Genomic DNA, 25,318 nt, shown 5'->3' on the forward strand with positions numbered 1-25,318 from the left:
CACTGCAGTGGCAGTTAGGTGAGTGGGGAGCCGCGGCGTTTGTAGTGGCTGAGTCGGACTTGGTGTTGTCGTCGGCGGCGGAAGGATGACCGGGCCCGGATGTGGTCGGCGGCGTCGGTGACACGCAGGACGAGTTTGGTGAGCAGGCGGCGGATCTTCGGTAGCGTGAAGCCGATCATGCCCGGCACGGTGGCACCGGTTCCCCTTCTTGCGACAAGGATCAGCAGGCAGACGTTGTCCCGACAGGTCGGAACCGCCGCGGCTAGCCGCCAGCGGCGTTCGATCAGACCGGCTCGCTCATTGGCGGAATGCCGGGTCGAGGTGCGTCGCGTGGTTTGATCGATACGGGCGAGATAGACCTGGTCGAGGCGGTGATGCTCACGGCCGCGGTAGGCGAAGCGGCTTTCGCGCGGGTCCACAGGTTGCGGCCGGTCTCCTTGCGACCCCGGCCTATTTCTTGATCGGATGGCAGCCCGTAGTTAACGACAGGACAGTGTTGCTGCTCGTCCCGACTGACAGCTGAGCGCCTAGCTGGTCGGTGAGGTTCAGCTCAGCGTCGCCGGCCTGGTTCGCGTCCAGCGCCACCGTGGTGAACCCGAGCCCGCCGACGATCTCCCGCACGACAGGTTTCACCTCGTTCCAGCGGGACAGCAGAGAAGTCGGCGCATACCAGCGGGGGAGGAACTTCTTGCCCGCCTCCTGCTCGGTCAACGCGGGGAACTGCGGCGCGCAGCCGCTGAACTCGGCCGAGTTGGGTTCTTCAGTCCACCCGGTGACCCCGAAGTCCCTGGTGAGACGCTTGCGCAGTGCGGTCCGCAGCTTTTCGTAGCCGATGATCGCCTCACTCAGTGTCGGCCTGGTCGCCAGCTGTGCTTGCTGCTGTTGCTCCGACATCGACGGTCCTGTCGGTTGAGGATCAAGATACTCGTGGCCATCACTACACCCGGTCAACACCACAACGGTCGCCAGCGCCGCGGCCAGCTGCCATGCTCGTGACAACACGTGATCAACTTCCCTGGTGGGCGGGGACCGTCAGCTGCGGCTTGCCAGCCACGACCGCGGCGATGTTGTGCTTGCTGGGGCTGTCGACACCCTCCGGGTCGCGCGGGTGTACTCGCTATGCCCGTGCGAGGAAATGGCACGACGAAGGCGAGGACGATCGAGGCCATGGTGATGACCCCGGCCGGCTTGGCCGACGCGGTAACCAAGCAGCCGCAGTCGGATTGGCGTGATTTCGGCGAGGTCCGGCCAAGATGCAGACGCGGCTGAGAACGCTTGCTATCGTTGCGTGGTCGCGCTCGCGCTGATCCGCCCCTTTGCCTCTGTGGTCAGGTGGCAGCCTGTTTCGATGGAGATGACCGTCGTCGTGCCCGACGACAGCGTCAGGGTTGCTCCGTACTGGTCCCGCAATTCGAACTCGAACGTGGGCGGTTTGTTCGTCTGCACTCCTGGTTTGGTGAACCCGGAGCCCGCGCCGACTTCCGTCGCGATGCGCTTCGCGTCCGCCCATTGCTCACCGGAGATCCCTTTGGGTGCGGTAATGAAGCTGAGAAACGTGCGTACCGCGTCCCGGCTGTCGACCCCCGGGAACTCGTTAGCACAACCTGACTGGCGACCATCGTGCTTGTCGGCCCATCCGGGGATGCCGAGCTCGTCGGTCAACCTCGTCTGCAGTGTCTTGCGGGCTTGTTCGTAGCGGGCGACAGCCTCATCAATCGTCGGCCGCCGCAGGAGTTCGGCGTACTGCTGCTGACTGGGCACTGTTGTCTCCGATGACGGCGTTCCGAGGTATTGACCGCCGTCATCGCAGGCCGCGAACAGGAGCGTGCCCGCGACCATTGTGGCGGCCAACAAGATTTTGTTCGGCATGGGGGCCATCTTTCTACCGATCCGGTTCGGCGGCGTTCACGTGCGCAGCGTCGTCAGGGATTGCGGGGTCGGTCATCGGCGTCCTTCGGGGTTGCGGGTGGTGATGCAGGCTGGATCGGCGGGTTGTTCGGCGAGAGTTGCTGTGCCGGGACCGGGCTGGGCCCGGCGAGTCGATGGCTGCCGGGGGCGCGGGTGTGCTTTACGGGCGCACTTTGGCGCGCAGTGTCGTGATCACGAGGTCGCAGATCTGCCGAAGTGGTTCTCCGCATGGGTCGGCGATGCCTCGTTTGCTGCTGCCGAGGGTCAGGCTGATGTCGATGGAGTAGGTGTCGGCGAGCCCGACGCTGGCCTGGCAGAAATCCGACGGCGGTTTCTGACCCGCGCTGCCGGAGTGGGCGACGGCGGGGAAGCCCTGAACGGGTGGGAGCGGCCGCCAGGTCGCCGACTTGGGCCGGGTGTTGGCGTAGACGCTGCTGAGGCCGGTGTGGGTGTTGAGGGTGTAGGAGACGCCGACCGAGCCGAAGGTGTCGTCGTTGCTCCAGCTGCATGCCGGTCCGGTCGAGGCTAAGTCTTCTCGGACACCGGGAACCTGGATGCCGATGGCTGCTTGGACTTGGTCGGGTGTGAGCGCTTCGGTGCAGGGGTCGCCGTCAAGGACGGTTCTCGGCAGCGGATTGGCGACGGCGGGTGCGCCGCCGAAGGGCACGGACGGCGATACCGAGGTGGTGTCCGGCTCGTCGACGGACGGCGTTACCGAAGTGCTTTCCGGCTGGTCGATCGGGGCGGTTCGGGAGCCGTGGACACCCGACGAACACGCCGCGCAGAGGACGAGAACAGCAGCGACTGCACCGAGCCGGGTCATTGGTGGTGGCGCCGGGCTCTGTGATGCCAGCGCGGAGAGGCGAGTCGATGTGGATGGTGCGGTGTTGTTCACGCGAGCTCCCGGATGGTGTCGGTGACAAGGTGGCCCTCCGGCTGCGTCGCCCTCGGCTGGGTGGCCTCGTACGCCGGTCGGGTATGGGGCTCGAGGTCCTGGCCGCCGGGCGCAGACAGCCCCGCGTCGATCCGGGACTGTCTGCGCCGCAGCAGGGGTTACGCGGGTTCGGATTCGCAGTGGCCGCCGAGGTGTTCGGCCAGGAACTGCTCGGCCCTGGCGAAGAACGTCAACCGGTTCTCGGGTTTCTCCAGCCCGTGGCCTTCGTCGTCGAACAGCAGATACTCGGGAGGCACGCCGTTGTTCCGCAGCGCGGCGACGATCTGGTCGCTCTCCGATTGCGGGACCCGGGGGTCGTTGGCCCCTTGGACGATCATCAGCGGGATCTTCATGTTCTCGACGTGCGAGAGCGGCGATCGTGACCGCAGGAACTCCGGCTCGGTGTCCGGGTTGCCTACCGCCTCGTACATCTCGGCGGCCATCGGAGTCCAGTAGGGCGGTATCGCTCGCAGGAGCGTCTCGAGGTTGCTGGGCCCGCACACGTCGATGGCGCACCGGAACACCTCGGGGGTGAACGCCGCGGCGGCGAGGGCGGCGTATCCGCCGTACGAGCCGCCGTAGATTCCGATCCTGGCAGGGTCTGCGTACCCGGCCTCCACGACCCACGCGACGGCGTCGAGCAGGTCGTCCTGCATCTTGCCGCCCCACTCGCGATTCCCGGCGGCGGTGAACGCCTTGCCGTAGCCGGTCGAGCCGCGGTAGTTCACCTGGACGCAGAGGTAGCCGCGGTCGGCCAGCCACTGGGCTGCCGGGCGGAGCTGCCACACGTCCCGCGCTCGGGGACCGCCGTGCACCAGAAGCACGGTGGGCACCTTCTCGGCGTTCCCTTCCGGGAACGTCAGGTAGCCGTCGATCCGCAGGCCATCACGAGCGGTGAACGAGAACGGTTCGACGTCGTGCAGCCTGCCGGCGAGACCAGGGCGGTCGTAGAACAGGAACGTGTGCTGGCTGGTGGCGCGGTCGTACAGGTAGCTGGCCGTGGGCCCGTTGGCGTGGACGTACGAGACGATCCACCTGCGGTTTTCCCGGTCGGAGGAGGCCACCACCAGGTCGCCGTCATCGAGTGCGGCCAGCTTGTTCAGGTCGCGTTCGATCTCCGAGTCCGGGGCCTGCGTGTGCAGGCGGTCCCGCTCGAACGACACGATGAGCGGCTGGTGCGTCAACGCGTCGGTGCTGACGGAGCTGACGTCGTAGTCCGGATCTTCCGCGACCACCTCCTGCTCGCCGGTGGCAACGTCGATCCAGAGCACCCGTGCGGTGTTGGCTCCTGCCGAGGTTTGCACGAGCAGGCGGCGGCCGTCCCGGTCGAACGCCTGCGGCACGGTGCTGCCCGCGTCGGTCCGGTCGACTGTCAGCAGCGGGCGCCACGCGCCGTCGACCTCGCGCACCATGATTGTCCGGCCGCCGTCCGGGTTGGGCCGGACGCCGGCCCGCACGTGCAGCTGGCTGTCGGCGACGAATCCGAGGAGTCCGGGGTTGTCGAGGACCTTGGTCAGCTCGCCGGTCGCCACGTGCAGTGCATAGACATCGTGCAGATGGGGGTTGGTGTTGTTGAGTCCGATCAGGACCCGGTCGCTGATGTGGTCGTTCTGGGCCACCAGCACGGCCTTGACACCGTCGAACGGTGTCAGGTGGCGAACTTCGCCGCTTCGCACCGATACGTCAAAGAGGTGCTCGTCCTCGTCGCCACCCTGATCCCGGAAGTAGAGGAGGTGGTCGCTGTCGGGTGCCCAGCTGTACTGGCAGATGCCGCGATCCCGGTCGGCGGTGACGGGCCGGGCGTCCTCGTCGGTGCCGACGGGCCGGACCCACAGGTTGAGCACACCCTCGTCGGGGGCGACCCATGCCAGCCAGCGGCCATCGGGTGAGATCGACGGCGCGATCTGCTCGGGGTTACCGAACAGCTCGGCACGCGGAATGAGTGCGGTGTCGCTTGCGGGTGTCTTGTTCGGATGCTGGGCCGTACTAGTCACGCTGCGAGTTCTCCGATCTTCGTGAATGGTGTCGTTGCGGTCGACGGCGAGGTTTGCGCGGCTATCCGGCTTCCTTGACGGCGCGCTGCTCGAGGTCGGGCGCGGTGAGGAACGTGATGCCGGTGGTCGTTTCGATGAACTCGCGGTGGCGGGTGAGGTCGACGACGATCGCGGGGTCTGAGGTTGTGTCGTCCCCGAGCGGTGCGCCACGGCTGATGATGCCGGCCACTAGCGGAGATGGGTGGTGTTCGGGCTCGGGAAGGATCACCGTGGGCGCCCCGGAGCAGCCATTGCTCATGTCTGCCGGTTTGTCGGCGTTGGCGACGCAGAATTCGTCGGGCTTGATCGCGCCGCTCAGCCCGGCGAGGTGGGTCACGATGTGGGTATTGACCTGGGTGAGCGTCCCGGACCGTTCGGGGCCGCCGGGCCAGCCGAGGCAGCTCACCGCGGTGCCTTCGGCGATCGGCCCGGCGAGCAACCGGGCGGGGTCGGCCTCGGCCGGGGTGGCCAGTCGCAGGAGCGTGACGTCGGCGCTGAGCTTGCGACGATTCTTGCGGGATTTTTCGCGCTCTCCGGAACGGGGGTCGATGGGGCGGTAGTTGTTTTCGATTCGGTCGACGATCGCGTGCCGGGTGCCGGTGAACAGGCGAGGGTCGCCGACGCGGACGTGGAAGGTTTTGTCGGCGGTGGGCGGTTCCCCGGTTTCGGGCCGGTCGAAGACGGGACTGAACAAGTGAGCGCAGGTCAGGACCCACTCGGGGGCGATGAGGACGCCGACGCCGGTGAAGTAGTCGCTGCGGTCGCCGCCGTCGTAGTGGATGGCGGCAACCCATGGTGCGTCGATCGGACATTCCGCCGCGTGGGGCGGCGTGTCGAGTTTTGCCAACGCCTGCTGGTACGCCAGCCGGGGACCGGCGAGTGTCAGTTTCTGCAGGCTTTCTCGAAGAGGCATGTGTTGTTTTCCAGGATTCGGTAACGGTTTCTGCTGCGGCGGGTGCCGAGCAGTCGCGGGATGCCCGACCTGGGAAGAGGGGTTGAGGTCGGGCATCCCGCCCGGTGCCCGACCCAGGCGCAAGGCTGGGCGGGCACCGGTCCCGTCGCTCAGGAGGGTGAGCGCGGGAGATCGGGGGAGACGAGCAGCTAGCCGGCCGGGGCGGAGTCGGCGTGCTGGTCGACGGCAGCGACGACGGCCGCGACGAACTGGCCGGAGTCCGGGTCTGGCGTGGCGGCGGCGCCTCGGTAGGTGACGGGCGGCCCGTTGCGCCACCACATGGTGGCGGGGACGACGTCGGGTGGCTGGCCGTGGCCGGGTGGGAGGATCGTCGTGCCCGCGACCATCGCGCGGATCTGGGCGCGGGTGGCTACGCTGCCCGCCCACAGCGAGCCGTCCAGACCGTCGTGAAGCCGCCGCACCATAGGTGCGAGCTCGGGGATCTCCGGGTCGAGCAGGTGCGTGAGCACGATGAACGATCCGGGCGGCAGCTGGGCGACGTGCAGCTGCGCCACCGCGGCTGCGTCCTCGCGGGATCCGGGGTGAAAGGACAGGACCCCGCCGAGCACGAGGCAGATCGGTTCCTCATCGGGTGGCGACGGATGTTCGGCCAGCCGGTGCCAGACCGTGGCGGGGTCGAGCGGGTCGGCCTCGACGACGTGGACGAATCCACCGACGCCGTTGAGGCGGGCTCGCAGATGTGCCAGGACGACCGGCTCGTAGTCGATGTACCAGACACGGGCGTCGTGCTGACACCTGCGGGCGACGTCGTGGAGCTGATCGACGCGGTCAGGCAGAAGACCGGGGAGGGCGACGACGAACTGCTCGATGCCGCGCTCGCCGGCGATGTAGCGGACAGCGTGGGCCAGGAACTGGACCTCCGAACGGAACACGAAGTCAACCTGGGGCACCGAGGCGCGCAGCATGGTCAGCAGCGAGCGGTCCACTCCGTAGTTGTCGGTCCCGCCGAGAACGGCGTCGTAGAACCGGGCGAGCAGCGGGCGGTCGGAGTCCAGGCCGATCGGCTCGCGGGAGACGCACGCATCGGCCTCACGAGTGCGCGACGTGTTCACGGCGTCGTCCTGATGGCCGGTGGCTGCTCGCCGTGGTAGGCGCAGGCCTCGCTCGGCGGGTGGTGTCCGGGACAGCCGCTGCGGCACGGCGGCAGCGCTTCCAGCGCGGCCGCGATCCGCGCCAGCTGTTTCCCGTCGGCCGGGGCGTAGTCGCGTGGCAGCGGTGTCGTCACCCGGCCGTCGCGGCTGGTGGCCACGTCGGCGAATGTCACGGTCGTGCCCGGGAACCAGCCGAACTCGGCCTCTGCGGCGAGTTCGTCATCGAAGGCGGCACCGGGCCGGCGCCGAGGTAGGGGTTGCTTGTCGGTGTTCACGATGGCCTTCACGGATCACGGGATGAGGTGGGTGACGTAGGTCTGGGCGAGGACCACGGCGACGAGCACGCCGCCGCCGAGGATCGCCAGGAATGCGGCCGCGGCGCCGACGAGCCGCGCGATGTGCCCGCGCGTCGTCGGCACCGGTCTGCTGCGCGTGCCCGGCGTGGGCGGTGCGGGGGCGGCGTGTCGGCGAGCGGTCATCGCGGTCCTCATCGGTGTTGATCGGGCAGGTCAGGCAGCGCGGCGTTCGGTGTGCGCTGCAGGTCGGTCATGCCGGTGATGCCGGGTGGTGATGCACCCGGCATCGGCCTCGGATCCGAGGCTGCGGTGGTCGGCTGGCGTGATGCAGTCGGTATCGGCGGCGGTGAGAGGTGCCGGGCTGTGCCGTCGCCGGTCAGGCAGGGCGTGGTGGCACCGATCGCGAGGTGGGCCTCGGCGTTGGCTCTGAGGCTCATGAGGTAGCCGTCGCCGCTGATCGCGTTGGTGAACATGTCGCCGGGGCGGCTGTTGGCTGTGGAGGTCCAGCCGTGGTTGTCCCACCAGCGGTGCATAGCGTCGAAGTAGGCGTCGTTGCCGGTCGTGGCGACGCCGTCGACCCAGAAGGTGACGCCCACCTGAACGCGGCCGGTGGCCCGGTCGCGGAAGTCGGTGCAGTTCAGCGGTAACGGCGGCAGCGGCTGCAGCGTGTACCCGGGCGGGAACACAGCCGCTGCTGCTGCGCGGATCTGCCCAGCGGCGGCCGACTGGGCCTCGGCCAGGGTGATAGTGGGGTCGCCGCCGCAACCGGTCGCGCTGGCAAGCACAACCGCCAGCAGCAGCGGCCGCAGGTACAGCGGAGGTCGACGAGCGATCGTCACGGTGTGGCAGCGGGGGTGCACGGTGGACCGTCCTTTATGGCTGGACAACGCGAAGAGGGGCCGAGAGCGGAGCGGTCGCCGAGTGGCGGTGCATCGGGAACGCGTGGAGGCCGTCGCTGTGGGGGATCTCGGCGGGGTCGTCGGCTTCGAAGCCGTGTCGGATGTAGAGCTGGGCCGCGCGTGGGCTGCTGGCGTGCAGGTGCAGCATCGGCCGCACCGGGCGCTGTCGGTCGGCCCAGGCGAGGTAGGTGCTCAGCAAGGTGCTGCCGAGCCTGCGGCCACGGTCGGCGGCGGCCAGGAGCGCCAGGTGGTGGTGCGCCATCGTCGGGGTGGTGGCGGCGAGAACGTCGTCCAGGGCACGGAACCGCGGGTAGTGCGCGCCGGTGATCGAGCGCAGTGCTGTGTCGTAGCCCGGCGGCTCGGCGGGTTTGCCGCCCGGGTGGATGGTCCACAGCGCGGCGGCGACCAGGTGCCCGTTTTCGCGAATGCCGTGCAGCCGCCCGTCGTGGGCGAGGGCGGCGCTGATCAGCCAGGCGAACTGCTTGCGCAGGCACCGTTCCCGCTCGGCGGCGTCGTGGGGGACCAGCCAGCGGGCGATGTCGAGGTCGACGAACGTGGCCGCGATGACTGCGGCGGCGTCGCGGGTGTCGATCGGCCGCAACGGCTCGACGACGCTTGAGGCGGTCATCGGCGGTCCGTTCCGGCCGGCGCGGTGTGGCGGACTGCGGCCGACCGGCGGCAGAGGGCCCATGTGACCCCGGCGATGAACACGGCCAGGTAGGTCAGCTGCACCGCGAACGGCAGCGGGGAGTCCGGCGTGACACCGAGCAGCGTGTCCAGGTGCAGCATCACGATGGTCAAGAGGACGGCGAGCACGATGGTCGCGGGGATCGCGGCGGCCGCGGCCCAGCGGCGGTGCGCCGCGCCGAGCCGCCCGGTCGAGTCGTCAAGGTGGTCGAGCTCGGCGGGCGTCGCGGCGCCGTGCGCGGTCGTGCTGGAGGGCGTGGTGCGCTGGCGCAGCAGGATGACGGCGATGGCGAGCGCGGTCAGGGCGAGCAGGGCCAGGATGCCGACGGCCCCGGCGGTGCCGCCGTAGTAGAACAGGGTCTGGACGGGGTCGGCGCCGAGGACGGACACGGTGATGATCGCGGCGACCGCGAGGACGGTCTGGCTGAGCGAGGCGACGGTGGCGCTGCCGTGCTTGCGCCCGACGCGGGCGAGGGCTCTCGGGGCGGCATGGTCGCGGCCGAGGTGGACGCAGTAGAAGGCGGTCGCGCCGTGGAAGGCGATCGCCCCGGCCAGGAGGCTGCCGGCGAACAGGATCTGCACGATCGTGGCGGCGAGTTCACCCAGGTGCGTCCGTGCAGTGCTGACGAACAGGCCGCCGGGGTCGGCTTGGGCGGCGTGGACGACCCCGTCGACGCCGAGGGTCACGCTCAGCCCGGCCGGGGCGGCGACGTAGAGCACGGTGAGGACCGCGATGGTGGCGACGGTCGCGCGGGCCACGCCGCGGTGGCTGTCGCGGGCGTCGCGGGTGTGCACGACGGTGAGTTCCGTGCCGATGTAGCCGAGGACGGCGAGCGCGAGCTGCGCGGCGACGACGGGGGCACCGGTGGTCAGCTGGTGCGGGTTCAGGGCGTCCAGCGGGCTGGTGTCGGCCGCGGGGTGGAGCCAGTTGGCGGCGGTCACCACGGTGATCATGAGAACTTCGCAGGTGACCAGGACCATGAGGAACCGGGTGCCGACTTCAATTTTGAGGAGTCCGAGCCACCCGACCAGCAGGGCGGCGGGGATGGCGACGGCCTGCCAGGGCAGGGTGATGCCGAGCAGGCTCGACAGCGGCGGTCCGAGGATGGCGCCGATCAGCCCGTAGAGGCCGAGGGTGAGCGCGGTGTAGGCGGCGACGGCGACCCAGCCGGCGCCGACGCCCATGGTCTGGCTCAGGCCTCGGCTGACCAGGTTGTAGAAGGCGCCGCTGGCGGTGTCGGCCGGGACCATCCGGCTCGCGGCGAGGTAGCCGACGCAGAACAGCAGGTACACGGCCGCGATCACGATGAACAGGAGCGGGAAGTTGCCGCTGGTCACGGCGATCGCGACCGGCACGACCCCGGCGACCACGGTGGTCGGGGTGGCGGCGGCGACCGTCCGGCCGGTGATGAAGCTGGTGGACAGCTGGCCGGCGGCGAGCGCGGCGTCGAGGCCTCTCGTGGTCTCGGGAGCGCGGCGGCGCAGATCGGGCATGCAGGTACTCCTTGCAGGCAACGGGCTGGGTGGGGCCAGAGCGGGATGTCGGGCCGCTACAGCGGGGTGGCCACGCGGGCCAGGACGTCGGCGAGCGCGTCGAACAGCGGATCCAGCGCGGCCGGGAACTCCGCGCTGTCGAGCCGGCGCGCGATCTCGGGCTGCAAGTCGAGCGCGCGGGCGTCGAGGCGGAGCTGTTGGAGGCCATGCCAGAGGACGACGGCTGGGGCGGGTACGTCGCTGGCGGCGCCGTGGATTTCCAGGTACCGGCGCGTCCACCCGGTGGCCCGGACTTCGGTCAACACATGCCGGCGTCCGCGCCAGGTCCGCTCGGTCCGGGCGACGTCGTCGTGTTCAAGGCGTTTCCAGACGAACGTGGTCGCGCGGTCGTCCAGCGTGAAGTACTGAAGCCACTTCCGGGCCGGTTCGGCCGAGCGGAAGGTGTGCAGGTCCTCGAGGACCGGCGCCAGCGCGCAGTCGTCGGTGTCCGCCGGGCGCGCTGGGCCGATCCAGCCGTCGGGGCCTACCTTGATCAGGCCTGCCATGCGCAGCTCGGCCAGCAGCATGGCACCGAGGACGCACGCGATCCGGGCACGGTCCTGCACCAGCGGGTGGTGCATGTCCTGGGCGAAGTTGGCTGTCAGCACCAGGTCGGCCAACTTCTCCGAGCCGTGGTACGGCCTCGGCGTGTACCGGAAGATCGACTCGTACGGGGCGGGGTCAACCGGCAGGTCCGCGGGGTGTCGGATCGCCGCACGTCGGGCCTGAGGCTGAACTGAACCGTGCGGCTGCGGCCCCTGAGGAAGGCGTGCATGATGATCAGGGATCGCGCTCGGGTAGTGCAAGGCCCTGGGCGGAGGCAGGGGAGCGGTCACGGCGTTGAGGTCGGCCGAAGCCACGGCCGTAGCCGGGGATGGGCTTGGCCGACTCGCCGGCGCCCCTGTAGGTGTTGCCGTACGCCTCTGGCCCAGCCTCCAGTCGCGCTGTGTGGGCGCGGCGGCCGGCCCGGCGAGGTCGGCGTGGTGTTCGCCGCGGACAGGTTGGTGGTTCGGGCTCGGGTTCACGGTGGCCTCTGTGAACTGGTCAAGCGGCATGGTCTACCGCCGTGGGCAAGTGGTGGGCGTCGCGCTCGACGGTCGCGGTGATGCAGGCGGTATCGATTTCGGCGCTCCGCGTCCGGAGGCGGGAAGCCGTGTGCTCGGCTGAGGTCGAGCGGCGCTGGGTACCGCGCCAGGTGGCGACGGCGAGGACGGGCTGCAGAGCGAGGTCGAGTGGTGGCGCTGTCGGCCAGAGGTCACCGCGTATTGCGCCTCGGTGCGACGTCGCGTCGACCGTGCGGGGGTCCGCGGCCGGTTGGGCCTTGTCGTGTTCCCAGCAGGCTGAGCAGTCCTCGCGCTGGCCCACCGCATCGTCGGCGACGACCGCCAGGCAAAGGCAACCACACACGGCGAAGACGGCGTACTTGTTAAGCCAGCCGAGGTCTGCAGCGTTTTGCGATCCGAGACGGAACACGGGGGTGCCATATCGAACGCGGTGGAGGATCTGGGGGCGGAATACGCCGGCTGCGTAGATCACGCCACTCGGCGGCACTGCGCCGGGCTGCCAGCCGAACGCCGTGGTCATGGCCGCACCCCGAGCTGAGTGCGACCTGGCTGATTCCCCGCCGGGCGGCTGCAGTTGCGTGCGTGCCTGTTCTTTGGACTGGGGATCGTGCCAGCGGACGCGCGGCAGCGAAACCAGTGCCTGCCGTGCCTCGGCAACGGTGAGCCGTGGTCGCCCGTGTCGCCGCGCCCCCGGCCATCTGACGTTGTCCACAGTCGCGGAGCGGAGCTGATCACCAGACGGGGCGCGCGCAGCGGCGCTGGGCTGGGGAAGGTCGACGAGCTGGTGCAGGTTGGTGAGGGTGTCGCCCTCGCGTTCCCAGACCTTTTCGCCGGCGTGGTCTACGCGCATGGCGGCGGCGTCGGTCTCCCCTTTGACACGGACAGCGTCAACGAAGCCGTCCAACTCCCACGTGAAGGAGCCTGTGATCCGCTCTAGGCGGCTGTCGGCGTTGAACTCTGGGAGGAAGACCCGGTGGCGTGTCAGCAACGTGGTGAGCGGTTCGCTGGTCGGCTCGTCCCAGAGGGACGCGAACGGGTTCGTGACGGGCGAGATCATCGAAGATCACGACCTGACTCGTCGAGCCGCCCACGGCGCGGATGAGCGCTGCGGCTACCAGACGCGTGTGCTCGCCTCCGACTGGCTGCCCATTGCTGCGCCAGACCGATCGCGAACGTGATGGCGAACAGCGCCGTGAAGGTGATCAGCAGCAGCGTCGCCAGCGATTCAAAATCCACTGTCATCGTGCGCACCTCGCATTCCCGGGGATTCCGCAGCTGCGAAGGTGAGAGCTAGTCTCCGCCGCAGCCAGTCCAGTCATAAGATCGTCATCGAGCGCGACAGCGACAGATGACATTCGATGACATTCGAGGAGGAGCAGGCGGGCGTGACCCGACATGTAACAATCACCGGCACTCGCTCGGTCCCCGCCGAGTCGCAGCTTGCCGGCCTGTTTGACGACTACCTTCGGCCGTTCGCCGCCCCGGACGCGCACTTCTACCTGGGCGGCGCCGTCGGCATCGACACAGCCGCCCTGGATTGGCTGGCCGAGAACAGCGAGGCATCGTTGATCGTCGTGGTGCCCTGCACAGTCGTTGATCAGCCAGCTGCGGCGGTGGCGTCCATCCGCCGACAGCGGGACGCGGGCCGGCTCGCGGAGGTCGTGGAGCTGGGAGCTGACCGACTGGGCACCGCCGCGTACTATGCCCGGAACCGCTGGATGGTCGATCGCAGCGAATTCGTGGTCGGCTTCCCCCGCGGCACCGACCCGACCAGCGGTACCTGGTACACGGTGAATTACGCAGCCGAACAAGGCAAACCCCGGCTGATTGCACCCGTATGACAGCGTCCGAATGGTGTACTGGTTCTCGTGACCACGACTGATCGGGAATCCGCGGCCGTGCTGCTCCGGCGGCTGCGCGAAGGACGCGGCTGGTCCTGGGCTGACCTCGCTCGGGCGCTGCGGGATACTGCACGCCAGCTCGCAGTCACTTCGCTGATGGACAGGCAGCTCGCCAGCATCCAACGCGCGGTCGCTCGCTGGGAGAGCGTCTCCGACCGAACCAGTCCCAGCGACCGCTACCAGTTCCTCCTGGTGCACCTCTACGCGCGCACCCCAGCCGGCGACCAGGCGATCGGACCCGGATCTGATTTCGCCACCCTGCTGGATGCCCTTCGTCTCTTCGGGACGCCACCGGAGCGAGTGCAGCAGCTCGTCGCTCTCGTCACCCATCGCACGCAGGGCGACGACGGAAACCTGAGTGATCCTTCGCAGCTCGACCACGAGGACCTCACCCGGCTGAGCGAGGCTGTAACGGCGATCAACGGACAGGTCGGAGCCGTCCCGTTCGTTCGCCTCCAACTCCAGCTCACGCCCATCGTCGAGTCTTGCCGACGGCTCGTGCGGCATGAGCAGGTCGGCCGGCGCCAGGAACTCGTCTTGCTCGCCGCAGCCGCATACTCGCTGGCCGGTCGGCTGGCCTTTGAAACTCGTGACGACGAGGCGGCCATGGCCCTCTACACAGAAGCGACCGAGGTCGCCGCACACCTCGAGGACCGCAGCCACCGTGCCGCAATCCAGACCAGCCACACCATGGTGATCTTGCATGCCACTGATGACCTGGAGGCGGCTGGGACAATGGCCCATGCCGCGACGTTCGACGCTCATCGGGGTTCCAGCTACGCGATTCGTGCTCGAGCTCATGCCGTGCACGCGGAAATTTGCGCTCGGGCCGGCCATGCCGATAAAGCGGCTGCTGCCCTCGACCGTGCTTGGAAGACGGCGGAACAGGTGAGCATCGACGACCCGCACAGTGGCTTCACTACTGACAGGTTGGACGGATTTGACGGGTTGTGTGCACTTCATGCAGGAGACGCCAGCCACGCACATGACCGTCTTGACCGGTCGATGTCCGCATTGCGGTTCTCGCGAGACGCTGTGCAACGCGGCATCGTCAGCACCGACTTGGCGCTCGCCCGGCTCCGTCTGGGCGACCCAGCAGCCTGCGTTGACTTGCTGCACGAGGCCGTCGACATCACCGCCGCGACGGGCGGCCGAGTCGCAGCAAAACGAATCCGTCTTGCTCGGCGTGAACTCCGACCGTGGCGAAACGAGGACTTCCTGGCCGACCTCGACGACCACATCCACGACAGCCTGATCGGGCGATAACTGAGAGCGCTGCGATCGACCTGCTGAGGCGTTCCGTAAACCGAATGGGTCCTCAAGGGCACGATCCTCGAGGTCCAGCGCACCCGTCCGGTCATCGACGTCACCGCCCGCCAGGTCAGGCACGACGGCTTCCGGCTGGGCCGCTGGACGCTGCCGAAGGGTTACGCGTACCGGATGTCCCAGGAGGAGATCGACGTCACGGCGGGCCGCTGTGACGACCGCCAGGCAGAGGCAACCGCAGACGGCGAAGGCGGCGTACTTGTCGAGCCAGCCGAGGTCTGCGGCGTTTACACGGAGCAGGTCGGCGGGCGGCTGCGCGTGGTGGTTGGCGAGCTCGCGCAGCTGGTCGGCTGGGTCGCCAGTGACGCCGGAGCGTACCTGCGAGCCGAACGCATGTACCTGGATGGTGTTTCCGCGGCTCGTGAGGCTGAAGACGATGCGCCGGTCGGACAGTTGGGAGACCCGGGTGACGGCCAGCTGCTCGCCAGGAGCGCCGTGACCGGCGCCCGACGTGCCTCGCCAGTGGTCCGCACGCTCCTCCTTGAACGCCTGACCTGGGCCAGCGCACGAGTCCAGGACGAGGAGGTCGCTCGGCGGGCGCTGGATGAGGTGTACATCGCGTACGACCTGCTGACTCGGGGTCAGTAGGTGCTTGCCGACTTTTGTAAAGCGTGCCGTCACGCCGGTCGACGCTGAGGGCGACGATTCCTGGCCGGAGCTAAGCTCGGACGGTCGGCGATAGCCGTGAGCGCTGCGGTACGCATTGCGACGCATGCCGTGCACAGCGGGATGGGGCACCGGGATCGCCTCATTTGTTGTTCGCGGTCAGTGGCTGGTTGGCACCCCAACGCCGGGAACATCACGGTGAACGAGAAATGGTGCGTGCGGGAGTTCGCCCGTGACCTCGGAGGCGAGAGGAAGATCAACCGGCCGCCGGGGTGCTGCGAAGCAACGTATTTCAGTTACTCAAAGGTAACCCGAACTGTCAGTTCGGGTAGGTGACGGCAACGGTTTGCCCTAGACCGGCAGGCCGACGCGGTTGGCGAACTGTGCGGCGGCGGCCGACTCAGTTCGTTGTCCGCGTTCCATGACGGTACGGATAGGGTGTGCTCCGCGGGCCGGAACCGGACTTCTTCCGGTGTGTCGGCCTCCGCGGTCGTCAGCAAGGCCAGCGTCTGAGCGAACTCCCGTCGCTGCGCATAGCGCTTTGCCTGGCCCAGCAGGAACGCCACCCGTCGTTCGATCGACGGAGAACGCTCGTGGTCGGTCTTGGCCAGCGCAAGCCTTCGCGTGTAACAGACCCATTGTTGAGCGGGGAGGCTTCGACCCACACTCGCCCAAACTGAGTGGTGACGACGTTGAAGGCCTTCACCACGGCTTCATCGGGCCGGGCTAACTCTCCGCCGGAGAGCCAATCTTCGTCTCCTGCCAGGTGACACATCGGTCGGCTTCATCGGCGGTTTCCGCCTTCGATGAGTCGGGCGACGTCGGAGAGGTCAGGCACGACCGTCGAGGCCCCAGCCTCGCGCAGCTGCGTCTCCGTGTTCTTCCCCGTCGCCACCCCGATGACTCGCACCCCTGCGGTCAGCGCGGCCTTCACGTCGTTGGGCGTATCCCCGATGAGCACGATGTCGCGTAGCTCGAACCGCGCGCCGGACTGGGCTTCCGTCCGCTCACGTGCGATGCGCACCAGTTCGGGTCGGTCGGCGTGGTCGTCACCAAAGGCACTGGACTCGAAGTCCAGATACCGGTCGAGCCCGAACACCTCCAGCTTGATGCGCGCCACCTCGCGCAGGTTGCCGGTCAAGATGCCCTGGTGAATGGCGGGGTCAGCGGCCAGTTGCTGGAGTGCTTTGCGGGCGCCGGGCAGTGCGCGGCCGGTGGCGGCCAGCTCGTCGCGGGCGTCTTCGTATCCCTTCACGAGGGCGTCGGCCAACTTCTTCACGGCTTCGTCGGTCGGTTCCAGGCCGTTGACGCGCAGCGACTCGGCCATGATGTCGAGTTCCGTCCGCCCGGAAATCTGTGCCAGCTTCACCAGCGGCCGGCCGGTAGCAGCTGGAAACGCCCGGTCGTAGATCGCCCGGCCGACCCCTCGCGTCTCGATCAGGGTGTGGTCGACATCCCACAGCACCAAGGTGCGCGGCAGCGTGTTCGGCGCGGTCATGAACGCGAGTGTGCCACCAGTGACGGATCGTAGACGGCGCGATACCATTTGCGCTGGTCACGGCCCGGTAGGAGGGTGCAACAACGGCATGAACGATGATCTGGCGCGCAGGGTGGGAGACCGGGTGCGGTTCTACCGCACGGCGGCGCACCAGACCAAGACGGTCGTGGCGGGACTGACCGGCATCACCCCGGACTACCTCTACCAGATCGAGCGCGGCCAAAAGCTGCCGACGATTGCGGTGCTGGCTCAGCTGGCGGACGTGCTCAGTGTGAAGCCCGGCGATCTGCTCGACGGCCAGCTGGCGACCCGGCCGTCTCGCGCCAACAGCATCACGGCTGACGCCATCTACCGTGCCATGACCACCCCGCAGCGGCAGGCCGCGAGCCCGGCTGCGGTGCCTGAGTTGAAGACGCAGGTGCAAGCGGCCTGGCATGCCTGGCAGACCTCACCGCATCGCTACTCCGAACTGACGACCGATCTGCCAGAGCTCATCGCGGCGACCGAAGCCACCATCCGTGAGGCTGCTGGGCGTCAACAACGCCAGGCGCAGGCGGTGGCAGCTGACCTCTACGGGCTCCTGCGGACGGTGACCAAGCGTGTCGGCCGGGTCGACCTGTCACTGCTGGCCGCCGACCGGGCGCAACGGGCGGCCGAGCAGGCCGACGACCCGGTGCGCCTGGCCGGAGCCCGCTGGAACCTGACGCAAGTACTCCTGGCCGATGGCCGCGCGGAAGAGGCCGAAGCCGTGGCCTTGAGCGCGTTGGCTGACCTGCGACCGCTCCTGCAGGCCGACCACCGTGAGGCAGTGGCGCTGTCCGGCGCACTCCTGCTTATCGCCGCTGTGGCCGCGGTGCGCAACGGCGACGCCTGGATGGGCCGGGACCGACTGCGGCAGGCAGCCCCGCTGGCCGAGCGCACGGGCGACTGCAACACCTGCTGGACGGCCTTCGGCCCGACCAACGTGGCGATGTACGCGGTGACGGTCGAAGTGGAGTCAGGCGAAGCGGTGGAGGGTCTGCGGCTGGCGGCTCAGGTGGACCATGAGCGGTCGCCGTCCATTGAGCGGCGCGTGGCCTTCTTGCTCGACCAGGCCAAGGGCTACGTCCAGCGGCGGGACTTCGCTACGACACTGGCGCTGCTGGGCACGGCCGAGCAGGATGCGCCGGAAGACGTCCGCTTCCGTCCGGCGGCTCACGCCCTCCTGCGCACGGTCATCGAACGCGGACGGCGGACGGAATCGGCCGGGGCGGTGCGCCTGGCGGCCGACATCGGTCTGCCCGTCTAAGCCAGTTCGGGCGGAAACCCACCCGAACTGGCAGTTCGGGTTACTGGCCGGTAGTGGCCATACGTTCGCGTCTGGCATCCCGGCGGCCGGTTGACCATCTCAATTCGTGCCTCCGAGGTCACGGGCGAACTCCCGCACGCACCACCCGTTCCCCGCGAAGTCCTGGCCGCTGGGGTGCCACCTACCTGTACAAGCCCGGCCATCTTCAAGGCGGTACTTCCCATGGTCCAGTCTGGCTCACCCGGGTCGGCGACGGCGGCGCCTGCGGTGCTGGCCTCGCTCGAACCGCTCCAGCTGTATGCCCTGCTCCACGTATATCTCGTGACACACAGGCCGTCCCGGCTGCACCCCGGCCGGTGCGCGATGTGCCGCGTGCCCTGGCCGTGCCCGAAGGTGCGCCTGGCCGCCCGGCTGCGGGACGGGTTCTAATGACGGCCTCGGTGCTCATGCCAGCTCCCGCGACGGCGCAGCCGGCACCGGTGACCCAGCTGGCTTACGGCTACATGCGGGTTCCGGCCCATGTGCCTGACCACAAGGTGCGGGGGCTGGAGCGGGCTGTCGTCCGGTATGCGCGGAGCCTGGGCCTGGACTTCGTGTCGTTCTTCTTCGAGTTCCACTGCGGGGCGCGCGAGGGCTTCGACGAGCTGGTGACCGAACTGGTGCGCACGGGCGCCCGGCACGTGGTGGTGCCGAGCCTGCGGCACCTGGCGCTCAATGTCCGGCTACAGGACCTCATGCAAGAGCGGCTGGAGCAAGACGCCGGAGCGCAGGTCCACGCCATGCGCCACCGGACGGAGTAGCCCCGTGGACAAGGAGACTGCCGAACTGGTGCGGGCACTGGCCGGAGTCACCAGGCGCGTACCCCGGTTCACGAGCGAGCTCTTGACTGGCACGCTGCCGCCGGAGCGGGAGCGGACGTTCGCCGCCCTCCTGATGGACCTGGCCGACGTCCTGGTGACCCATGCCAGCACCCGGGAAGCCCCGGCCGCGCCCGTCAGCCTGGCCGACCGCGTGGGCGTCACCGGCCGCCAGCTGGTGGGGGTCAGTGCCCGGCTCCGCACCGGCACGGCCACGGGAAACCAGCTCCGCGAGGCGGCCCGGCTGCTCGAAGCCCTGGTCGAGGTGCTTGATCTGTATGCCGACAAGCTCGACGGCCCGCCGGCCGCTGCGGAGCGGCCCGACCTGCCGGAGCCACCGAACCCTGAGCCACCGCCGGAGCCGTGAGCGGTGGCGTGGTCTGCGTGCTGGTCGTCCTGGCCGTTCCAGTGGTGGCGGCCGTCGCCTTAAGCCTGGCGGACTACCGCTACAACCGGCGCGTACGGGCTCTGCCCAGCCGCACCGTGGCGGGTATCCAGGCCCGAGTAGCCCGTGAGCGCGCCGAAGCTGAAGCGGCCAACGCCTCCACCGAAGTCCTTCCCCGGATTCAGCCGACGCCTGCCGACCAGCCCACCCAGCTGCTGCCCCGGGTGCTGCCGAAGCGTCCCCGGCGCTACGTCAGCTCTCAGCGCGGGCCGCGTCCACCGGCCCGGTTCGCGGCACCGGACCCCGCCCTCATGCAGCGCGTGCTCGAGGTCCTGCGCCAGCTGCCGGAAGAGCCACCCGCACGGCCATCCCGCTGGCCAGGCTCCGACCCGGACACCGAAAGCCCTCCGGCTTGAACAATCAGGCCGGAACGGCACCTGGCACGGCGAAATTCGCAGTGTGGACCGCGTCGTCGACCTCGGCGACATCCGCAGCGTCTACGTCCGCCGACCGACCATGTTCAAGTTCCCGGACTCAATGACTGACGCGGAGCAGCGGTTCGCGGGTCGGGAAGCCCGCCGAGGTCTCGGCGGGCTTCTCCTGAGCCTGCCGTGCTCGTGGGTCAACCACCCATCTCGGGCGGCGGACGCCGAGTACAAACCGCTGCAGCTGCAGGCCGCTGCTGCGTGCGGGCTGTCCGTGCCGCGCACCGTCATCACCAACGCCCCGGAGCATGCCGCCGAGTACCGTGCCTACCTTGGTTCCTCGGTCGTGTACAAGGCCCTGGCGTCGGCGACGGTCGCCGATGGTGACCGGGTGGCCTTCATCCCCACGACCGAGGTAGCGACCTCGGACATGGCCGACCTGCGCGTCGCGCTGACCGCGCACCAGTTTCAAGCGCGCGTGCCGAAAGTCCGCGACGTCCGGGCAACCGTGGTTGGCAGCCAGGTGTTCGCCGCCAACATCCTGTCACCCGATGGGGGCGCGGTCGACTGGCGCACGAACTATGCCGCGCTTCGCTACGAACCGGTGATCTCCCGGGCGAGGTCGAAGCCGCCTTGCTCGCGCTGCTGGACCGGCTCGGCCTGGTCTTCGCGGCGGCCGACTTCGTCGTCACGGCCGACGGCTAGCACCACTTTGTCGACCTGAACCCGAGCGGGCAGTGGGGTTGGATTCAGGAGGCGACCGGGCTTCCCATCGCCGCCGCCTTCGCCACGCACCTGACAGGAGAAGCCCCATGACCCGTCTCGGCAGCCACCTGGAGCGCTTGGCCGGCGACCTTAACCACGCCTTGGTCGAGCAGTTGGTCGACAAGCGAGCGCTGACCACGCCTGGGTGGCGAGCGGCGTTCGAGGCTCTGCCGCGGCACTTGTTCGCGCCGCGCTTCACCTTGCCGGACAACCTGGGCGGCGAGTCTCACGATGCTGCCGACCGCGGGCGGCAAGAGGACTGGCTGCGCGCGGTCTACCAGGATGAGGCCCTGCTTACCGACTTCGATGAGCGAGGCATCCTCGTCAGCTCCTGTTCCGCCCCGACGGTGGTGGCCACCATGCTGGAGCAAAGCGGGGCGACCGAAGGCGACTCCGTGCTGGAGATCGGCACCGGCACCGGGTGGACTGCGGCCTTACTCTCGCGTCGGCTGGGGTCTGATGCGGTGACTTCGGTCGAGGTCAACCCGGCGTATGTCGCCCAGGCCCGGCAGCGGCTGGACGACCTCGGCCTGGCCCCGACGCTGGCCGTAGCGGACGGGTACCTCGGCTATCCGCAGCGCGCGCCGTATGACCGGATCATCGCTACCGCCTCGCTGCGGCGAGTGCCTCCGGCCTGGCTCGGACAGGTCCGGCCCGGCGGGACCATCCTCACCGACCTCCGTGGGGCATTCGCGGGCAACCTGGCCCGCCTGACGGTCGGCGACGACCAGTCCGCCCACGGCGAGTTCCTGCCCACGAGGCTCACCTTCATGCCGCTACGAAGCCCCGAACAGCCGTTCCTTCTACAGCCGGAACTGTCCAGCCGGGCTGTCCACCAAGCCGGCGAATCCCGCTTCACCCGGCTGGCGCCGACCGTGCTGCGGGAGCGCGGGCGCGTGTTCGCGTTCTTCGCCCAACTGGCGATGCCCGGCACCGAATCCGGCTACGTCAAGGTCGAAGGCGGCACGATGTACTTCTGCCTGACCGACCCGGGCACCGGGGCGTGGGCACGTGCCGACGCCACTCTGGGTGATCCGGCTGCTGACCGCCAGGTGACGCAAGGCGGCGACCGGCGCTTGTGGGATGAGCTGGAGGCCGCCCACATGCAGTGGCTCCAGCTCGGCCAGCCGCGGCCGGAGGACTTGAGTATCGTGGTCACCCCGGACGGCGAGCAGGTCGTAGCTCATCCGGCGACGGACACGCGGTGGTCGCTTCCGCTGTAGGAGCCAACCATTTGATCTCTGGTCGAGGGCACGTTCGCCGACGACACAAGCTGTACGAACGGGCCGCGGAACGACTCGCGCGGTGGCGCGTGCTACCTCGCGCCGCAGTGGCTCGCGGTGTCGGGTTGAGCTGGAGCGCGAACCCGGCGGAGCAGGCGTTCTGGGCCCGGATCGGCGCTCCGCGCGTGCCGGCGAGTCCGTGCTCTCACCAGGAGGCCGCCGGGCTGCGCATCGAACCCCGCTGGCCGAAATGGTGGTGACACTCGGCTGCGGCCGCCCGCGGCCGCAGCTCCGCCTGGACCGCGAACCCCGCTGCCGAGCGGGACGGCGCGTTCTGGCCCGGGTCGGCTCCCCGCGCGCCCGCGGCACGCCCGTGCTCGCACCACCTCGCCCCGACGAACCCGGCGGAGTTCCAGCAGATCGGCAACGCGATCCCGCCGGTCCTGGCCCGCGCTGTTCTCGCGGAGGCGAACACGTAGCGGGCTTGAGGGCCCCCGCGCCGCCAGCAGCGCGGGGGCCGCTCGTCCGTAGCGCCAGGACAGAAGGCCTCAGCGAAGGATTACTGACTGCACTCCTGCTGCGGCACCGCCTCGGAAAGGATGGGGATGTCCTGCACGGTGACGCTGGCGAGGAAATCGACGGCGACGTCGACGTCCTGGATAGCTGTACAAACGAGGCCGCCTTGCGCGCGCTGCAACTGGGAACTCGGGTGCCCAGCCCATCCCGCGGTGGACGATGTCTCCGCGGGTGCAGCAGCGGCGATGCCGGGGCCGGCGAGCAGGGCCACGGTGGTCAACCCCGCGGCCGCGGCCGTGGCGAGTGTGCGTCGCATGTTAGGTCCCCTTTCTCGTTGTTGCTGGTCAACGGGCCGGGTAGCCGCCGGTCGGCCGAGGTAACACCAGCACCAGTCGATCACCTGAAAGGGGACGGGAGCCTCGCGCAGGTCACGGCCTGAGCAGGACGGAAAGTCTCGCAGACCTCCCGGGAATGCCTGACTTTCACAGCGAAGAACCCCACGCCACCGACGTCTTCGGTGGCGCCGGAGGATGGGAACGTACCAGTCCGGCAGCTCGGCCTCGCCGCGCTCGGCGTCGAACGGGATGCCGCTGCGTGCATGACGCGCCGAGCGGCCGGGCTCCTCACGGTCGAGGGCGACGTCCGCGACTTTCATCCGCTCGACTTCGACCGCGTTCCGGGCTTCATCGCGTCCCCGCCGTGCCAGACCTTCTCAGCGGCGGGGAAGGGCGCGGGCCGCGCGGCGCTCGACACCGTCTACCAGCTCGCGAAGACGATGGAGGGCCGCCAGTCCGTCGACTTCTCGGTCTTCTCCGACGAGCGGACCGGGGTGATCCAGCTTCGCTGGGGCACTGCGATATACAGGCAGGTCGAGCCGTCGCTGTACCCGATCGACCGCCGCAGCCTGCTGCTCGGCCTGCGCATCGGACCCCGATAGCCGCGATGGTCATAGCCCGCGCTCACAGGTGGCGGCGATGCGGGCAGCCTGTGCCGCCGCAATGGCGAGGTGGTTCCCCGAACGGGCGAGATGGCGAAGAGCTGCCGTAGGCGCGAATCGGCCTGTGAAGCGGCCGGCCCTCGCCCGTTGCGCGAACGCGACGTGTGTGCTGTTCCCCGGGGCCGGACCTCTCGGTCAGGTGAGCGGAAACGTCGGTGTAGCCACAGCTCCAGCGTCACCTCCGGAGCTTCCATGCGGCCAAACCGGTGAGCACACCCCCTGCACAGTGAGCGGCTATCCGCGTGCCGCCCCAGGTTCGCGCCGCAAATGACGTTCGCGTCGATGGCAACCGGCCAACACTGTCGACGCCCCTTCACGCATTCGAGTCATCGTCCGAAATCGGCCTTGTGATTATCACTGGACACCCCGCAGCATTGAGTAGACGCCGAGGCCGCTGTCCAGAAGACGCGACCGGGCATTCTGAAGATGATTCATAAAATCTACATCCCCCAAAGAAGGTTGACGGTTCAATCATGACCAAGGCAGCTTCCGGCACCGACGTCGATCTGATCGAGATCGAGCAGATGCACAACGGGTTCCTGGTTCCCGAGCAGTACGCGGGCGGATACACGGCCGGCGGGAGCGGATCGGCCAAGAACATATTCCAGACCGGACAGCAAGGCGGCAACGCACTGGCCAACCTGACCGAAGCCGGGCTGCCACCGCGACTGCTGGAAAAGGCCCGCTCCATCGACCGCGACCTCCAAAGCGCGATCGGCATGGGGTCCGCGTGGCTGCGCAAGAAGGCAGACAAGGAGGGCGAGTCAGCTCTCTACGACGTCAAAAACCTGACCCACATCTACAGCCACCTCGCCTTCGTGAACTATGGCGGCATCCAGAACGTGGAATACGATGAGACCATCCGTTCGGTCGACATCGCCGCGAGTTTCCTGGGTATCCTGATGAACTTCGCGGTCGCGCCATGCCTTGGCCTCGACCGCTTCCGCAAGTTCCTCGGGGGGCTGCAGCAGGGCTTCAAGGCGCAGATGAAGGACGGCAGGCGAAAGTTCCAGAGTTTCCTGATGGCGCAAACCTACACGTACAACAAAAACCTGGACCAGGTCACCGCGAGGCTCGATGGGTACCTGATCGACTTCACATCCGAGAGCAAGTTGATCACTACCTCGTGCGCATCTTATGAGAGCATCAAGATCAAGTTCAAATACCAGTTGCTTCCCGGTGAGTTCAATTACCAGAAATTGGACAAGTCGGAGAACCGCGCAAAATGGAACAAGGTCGTCGACAAGTCGGACAAGGACGACCTGGACAATATGGAGAACGGATTCAAAGATGACACCATCGCCAGGAAGTAGCCAGACAGCGAAACCGGTCACCGCAGCCCCGAAGAAGCGGGTCATGCCCGTCGCGTTCCACCGGGGCGGGCTCCTCGCCGCCGTGGTTGTGGTGGAGGACGTGGCCCCGGAGCACCGCGCTTTAATGGACTTGAATCGGGACGAGCTGGTCAAGCTGTTGAGCATCGTCTCGCGCCAGATCCGCGATGACGACCCGTACGAGTTCGATCACTTCCCGCCAATATTCAGCAAGGTCGCCAAGACGGAGGTCCTCCCACCCAAACCGGAATGGCTGCCGGGTACTGGGACGGGGACGCTGTCGACCGGCGCACTGCTGGCAACCATCGCCGGATTGCCGACGGCGACGCGATTCCACGGCGCCGCCGACAGTCTGCACGCTCGACTCCGGGAGGCGCAGAGCGCCGCGCGGGAGTGGCTCTCCGACGTCGACGTGACGCCGTACACGGCAACCATCATGGTCGGTCGCGTCGAGTTCAACGCGACAATCGCTGCCCCGCGCGACGTTCTGCGAATAGTGTCGGTCAAATTCAGCCCACCGGCGGAGGAAAAGCCCGACGCCGCAGTCCGGCAGCCGCCTGCGCCGGACTGGACGACCCCGCGGTGGGATGCGCACGAGTTCTCCTTCGATCACACGCAGATGAATAGGCGATTCATCAACGCCTTCCTTCAAAAACATTCAGAGGATAAAGAACGCAAGCGCTGGCACGAGATGATCAACAGGCTGCCCAAGGACCCGATCGAGAAGTCGAGCGTGTACTTCGAGCACCGGTACTCCCGCTCTTCGCCGGCAAACTGAGGAG

Annotated in this window: 29 protein-coding genes; 12 read left to right on the forward strand and 17 right to left on the reverse strand. The window is 68.4% G+C overall.

Features of this window, described 5'->3' with window-relative positions; genetic code table 11:
• Positions 1-14: 14 nt before the first annotated feature.
• The 15 genes from BT341_RS45370 to BT341_RS44335 form a co-directional block, all read right to left on the reverse strand.
• Positions 15-419 carry a hypothetical protein gene (locus BT341_RS45370; protein ID WP_177328708.1) on the reverse strand — a complete coding sequence of 135 codons (405 nt, stop codon included), beginning with the start codon at positions 417-419 and terminating at the stop codon, positions 15-17.
• 31 nt (positions 420-450) lie between these two features.
• The gene (locus BT341_RS18810) at positions 451-894 is read right to left on the reverse strand and encodes an LppA family lipoprotein (RefSeq protein ID WP_072477551.1); all 444 of its coding nucleotides are present in this window, start codon (positions 892-894) and stop codon (positions 451-453) included.
• A 384-nt stretch (positions 895-1,278) separates the two neighbouring features.
• Positions 1,279-1,869 carry an LppA family lipoprotein gene (locus BT341_RS18815; protein ID WP_177328851.1) on the reverse strand — a complete coding sequence of 197 codons (591 nt, stop codon included), beginning with the start codon at positions 1,867-1,869 and terminating at the stop codon, positions 1,279-1,281.
• A 199-nt stretch (positions 1,870-2,068) separates the two neighbouring features.
• Positions 2,069-2,803: a DUF3558 domain-containing protein gene (locus BT341_RS18820; RefSeq protein ID WP_245805019.1), complete on the reverse strand. Its 735-nt coding sequence runs from the start codon at positions 2,801-2,803 to the stop codon at positions 2,069-2,071.
• 158 nt (positions 2,804-2,961) lie between these two features.
• Positions 2,962-4,254 carry an alpha/beta hydrolase family protein gene (locus tag BT341_RS46510; RefSeq protein ID WP_245805325.1) on the reverse strand — a complete coding sequence of 431 codons (1,293 nt, stop codon included), beginning with the start codon at positions 4,252-4,254 and terminating at the stop codon, positions 2,962-2,964.
• Between the two features lie 643 nt (positions 4,255-4,897).
• Positions 4,898-5,884 carry a trypsin-like serine protease gene (locus BT341_RS46515; protein WP_084742911.1) on the reverse strand — a complete coding sequence of 329 codons (987 nt, stop codon included), beginning with the start codon at positions 5,882-5,884 and terminating at the stop codon, positions 4,898-4,900.
• Between the two features lie 92 nt (positions 5,885-5,976).
• The gene (locus tag BT341_RS18835) at positions 5,977-6,900 is read right to left on the reverse strand and encodes an SAM-dependent methyltransferase (RefSeq protein ID WP_072477555.1); all 924 of its coding nucleotides are present in this window, start codon (positions 6,898-6,900) and stop codon (positions 5,977-5,979) included.
• Positions 6,897-7,226, reverse strand: coding sequence for a hypothetical protein (locus BT341_RS45375; RefSeq protein ID WP_072477556.1), 330 nt, complete (start codon positions 7,224-7,226; stop codon positions 6,897-6,899). The genes BT341_RS18835 and BT341_RS45375 overlap by 4 nt, the downstream gene beginning before the upstream one ends.
• Positions 7,227-7,229: 3 nt before the next feature.
• On the reverse strand, positions 7,230-7,418 hold the full coding sequence (locus BT341_RS18845; protein WP_143168586.1) for a hypothetical protein: 189 nt from the start codon (positions 7,416-7,418) through the stop codon (positions 7,230-7,232).
• Positions 7,419-7,426: 8 nt separating this feature from the next.
• Positions 7,427-8,074, reverse strand: a complete 648-nt coding sequence (locus BT341_RS18850; RefSeq protein WP_143168587.1) for a hypothetical protein — start codon at positions 8,072-8,074, stop codon at positions 7,427-7,429.
• A 34-nt stretch (positions 8,075-8,108) separates the two neighbouring features.
• A complete protein-coding gene (locus BT341_RS18855) occupies positions 8,109-8,762 on the reverse strand; it encodes a GNAT family N-acetyltransferase (RefSeq protein ID WP_177328852.1) in 654 nt (217 codons plus the stop codon).
• A complete protein-coding gene (locus BT341_RS18860) occupies positions 8,759-10,315 on the reverse strand; it encodes an APC family permease (protein ID WP_072477560.1) in 1,557 nt (518 codons plus the stop codon). The genes BT341_RS18855 and BT341_RS18860 overlap by 4 nt, the downstream gene beginning before the upstream one ends.
• 56 nt (positions 10,316-10,371) lie before the next feature.
• Positions 10,372-11,214, reverse strand: a complete 843-nt coding sequence (locus BT341_RS43570) for a GOLPH3/VPS74 family protein (protein WP_177328853.1) — start codon at positions 11,212-11,214, stop codon at positions 10,372-10,374.
• A gap of 184 nt (positions 11,215-11,398) precedes the next feature.
• On the reverse strand, positions 11,399-12,475 hold the full coding sequence (locus BT341_RS18870; protein ID WP_072477562.1) for a hypothetical protein: 1,077 nt from the start codon (positions 12,473-12,475) through the stop codon (positions 11,399-11,401).
• On the reverse strand, positions 12,472-12,660 hold the full coding sequence (locus BT341_RS44335) for a hypothetical protein (RefSeq protein WP_143168588.1): 189 nt from the start codon (positions 12,658-12,660) through the stop codon (positions 12,472-12,474). The genes BT341_RS18870 and BT341_RS44335 overlap by 4 nt, the downstream gene beginning before the upstream one ends.
• A 116-nt stretch (positions 12,661-12,776) precedes the next feature.
• Between BT341_RS44335 and BT341_RS18875 the strand changes: the two genes are divergently transcribed.
• The 3 genes from BT341_RS18875 to BT341_RS45380 all read left to right on the forward strand — a co-directional run bounded on the left by BT341_RS18875 (position 12,777) and on the right by BT341_RS45380 (position 15,233).
• Entirely contained in the window at positions 12,777-13,259 is a 483-nt protein-coding gene (locus BT341_RS18875) for a hypothetical protein (RefSeq protein WP_072477563.1), read from the forward strand.
• 27 nt (positions 13,260-13,286) lie between these two features.
• A complete protein-coding gene (locus BT341_RS18880; RefSeq protein WP_218177743.1) occupies positions 13,287-14,585 on the forward strand; it encodes an NsdA family TPR-like regulatory protein in 1,299 nt (432 codons plus the stop codon).
• 174 nt (positions 14,586-14,759) lie between these two features.
• A complete protein-coding gene (locus BT341_RS45380; protein ID WP_072477564.1) occupies positions 14,760-15,233 on the forward strand; it encodes a hypothetical protein in 474 nt (157 codons plus the stop codon).
• 802 nt (positions 15,234-16,035) lie between these two features.
• Here BT341_RS45380 and BT341_RS18895 read toward each other — a convergent pair.
• Positions 16,036-16,749, reverse strand: a complete 714-nt coding sequence (locus BT341_RS18895) for an HAD family hydrolase (protein ID WP_072477565.1) — start codon at positions 16,747-16,749, stop codon at positions 16,036-16,038.
• A gap of 88 nt (positions 16,750-16,837) precedes the next feature.
• Here BT341_RS18895 and BT341_RS18900 point away from each other — a divergent pair, with 88 nt between their 5' ends.
• From BT341_RS18900 to BT341_RS18925, 6 genes are all read left to right on the forward strand, one after another.
• Positions 16,838-18,037: a helix-turn-helix domain-containing protein gene (locus BT341_RS18900; protein ID WP_072477566.1), complete on the forward strand. Its 1,200-nt coding sequence runs from the start codon at positions 16,838-16,840 to the stop codon at positions 18,035-18,037.
• 479 nt (positions 18,038-18,516) lie between these two features.
• A complete protein-coding gene (locus tag BT341_RS18910) occupies positions 18,517-18,837 on the forward strand; it encodes a hypothetical protein (protein ID WP_245805020.1) in 321 nt (106 codons plus the stop codon).
• A 4-nt stretch (positions 18,838-18,841) separates the two neighbouring features.
• On the forward strand, positions 18,842-19,261 hold the full coding sequence (locus BT341_RS18915) for a hypothetical protein (protein WP_072477569.1): 420 nt from the start codon (positions 18,842-18,844) through the stop codon (positions 19,259-19,261).
• Between the two features lie 17 nt (positions 19,262-19,278).
• The gene (locus BT341_RS45385; RefSeq protein ID WP_177328709.1) at positions 19,279-19,695 is read left to right on the forward strand and encodes a hypothetical protein; all 417 of its coding nucleotides are present in this window, start codon (positions 19,279-19,281) and stop codon (positions 19,693-19,695) included.
• A gap of 43 nt (positions 19,696-19,738) precedes the next feature.
• The gene (locus BT341_RS43575) at positions 19,739-20,428 is read left to right on the forward strand and encodes an MvdC/MvdD family ATP grasp protein (protein ID WP_245805021.1); all 690 of its coding nucleotides are present in this window, start codon (positions 19,739-19,741) and stop codon (positions 20,426-20,428) included.
• Positions 20,429-20,516: 88 nt separating this feature from the next.
• Complete coding sequence (locus BT341_RS18925; RefSeq protein WP_072477570.1) at positions 20,517-21,692, forward strand: methyltransferase domain-containing protein; 1,176 nt, start codon at positions 20,517-20,519, stop codon at positions 21,690-21,692.
• A 559-nt stretch (positions 21,693-22,251) separates the two neighbouring features.
• On the opposite strand, the gene BT341_RS18930 is transcribed toward BT341_RS18925, so the two are convergent.
• Positions 22,252-22,524, reverse strand: coding sequence for a hypothetical protein (locus tag BT341_RS18930; protein ID WP_072477571.1), 273 nt, complete (start codon positions 22,522-22,524; stop codon positions 22,252-22,254).
• Between the two features lie 201 nt (positions 22,525-22,725).
• Between BT341_RS18930 and BT341_RS18935 the strand changes: the two genes are divergently transcribed.
• The 3 genes from BT341_RS18935 to BT341_RS18945 all read left to right on the forward strand — a co-directional run bounded on the left by BT341_RS18935 (position 22,726) and on the right by BT341_RS18945 (position 25,314).
• Positions 22,726-23,145 carry a DNA cytosine methyltransferase gene (locus BT341_RS18935; protein ID WP_072477572.1) on the forward strand — a complete coding sequence of 140 codons (420 nt, stop codon included), beginning with the start codon at positions 22,726-22,728 and terminating at the stop codon, positions 23,143-23,145.
• A gap of 533 nt (positions 23,146-23,678) precedes the next feature.
• Complete coding sequence (locus BT341_RS18940; RefSeq protein WP_072477573.1) at positions 23,679-24,518, forward strand: hypothetical protein; 840 nt, start codon at positions 23,679-23,681, stop codon at positions 24,516-24,518.
• 43 nt (positions 24,519-24,561) lie between these two features.
• Positions 24,562-25,314, forward strand: coding sequence for a hypothetical protein (locus tag BT341_RS18945; RefSeq protein WP_072477574.1), 753 nt, complete (start codon positions 24,562-24,564; stop codon positions 25,312-25,314).
• The last annotated feature ends 4 nt before the right edge of the window (positions 25,315-25,318 follow it).

It is taken from the genome of Amycolatopsis australiensis (assembly GCF_900119165.1).
In the GTDB taxonomy this organism is placed as follows: domain Bacteria; phylum Actinomycetota; class Actinomycetes; order Mycobacteriales; family Pseudonocardiaceae; genus Amycolatopsis; species Amycolatopsis australiensis.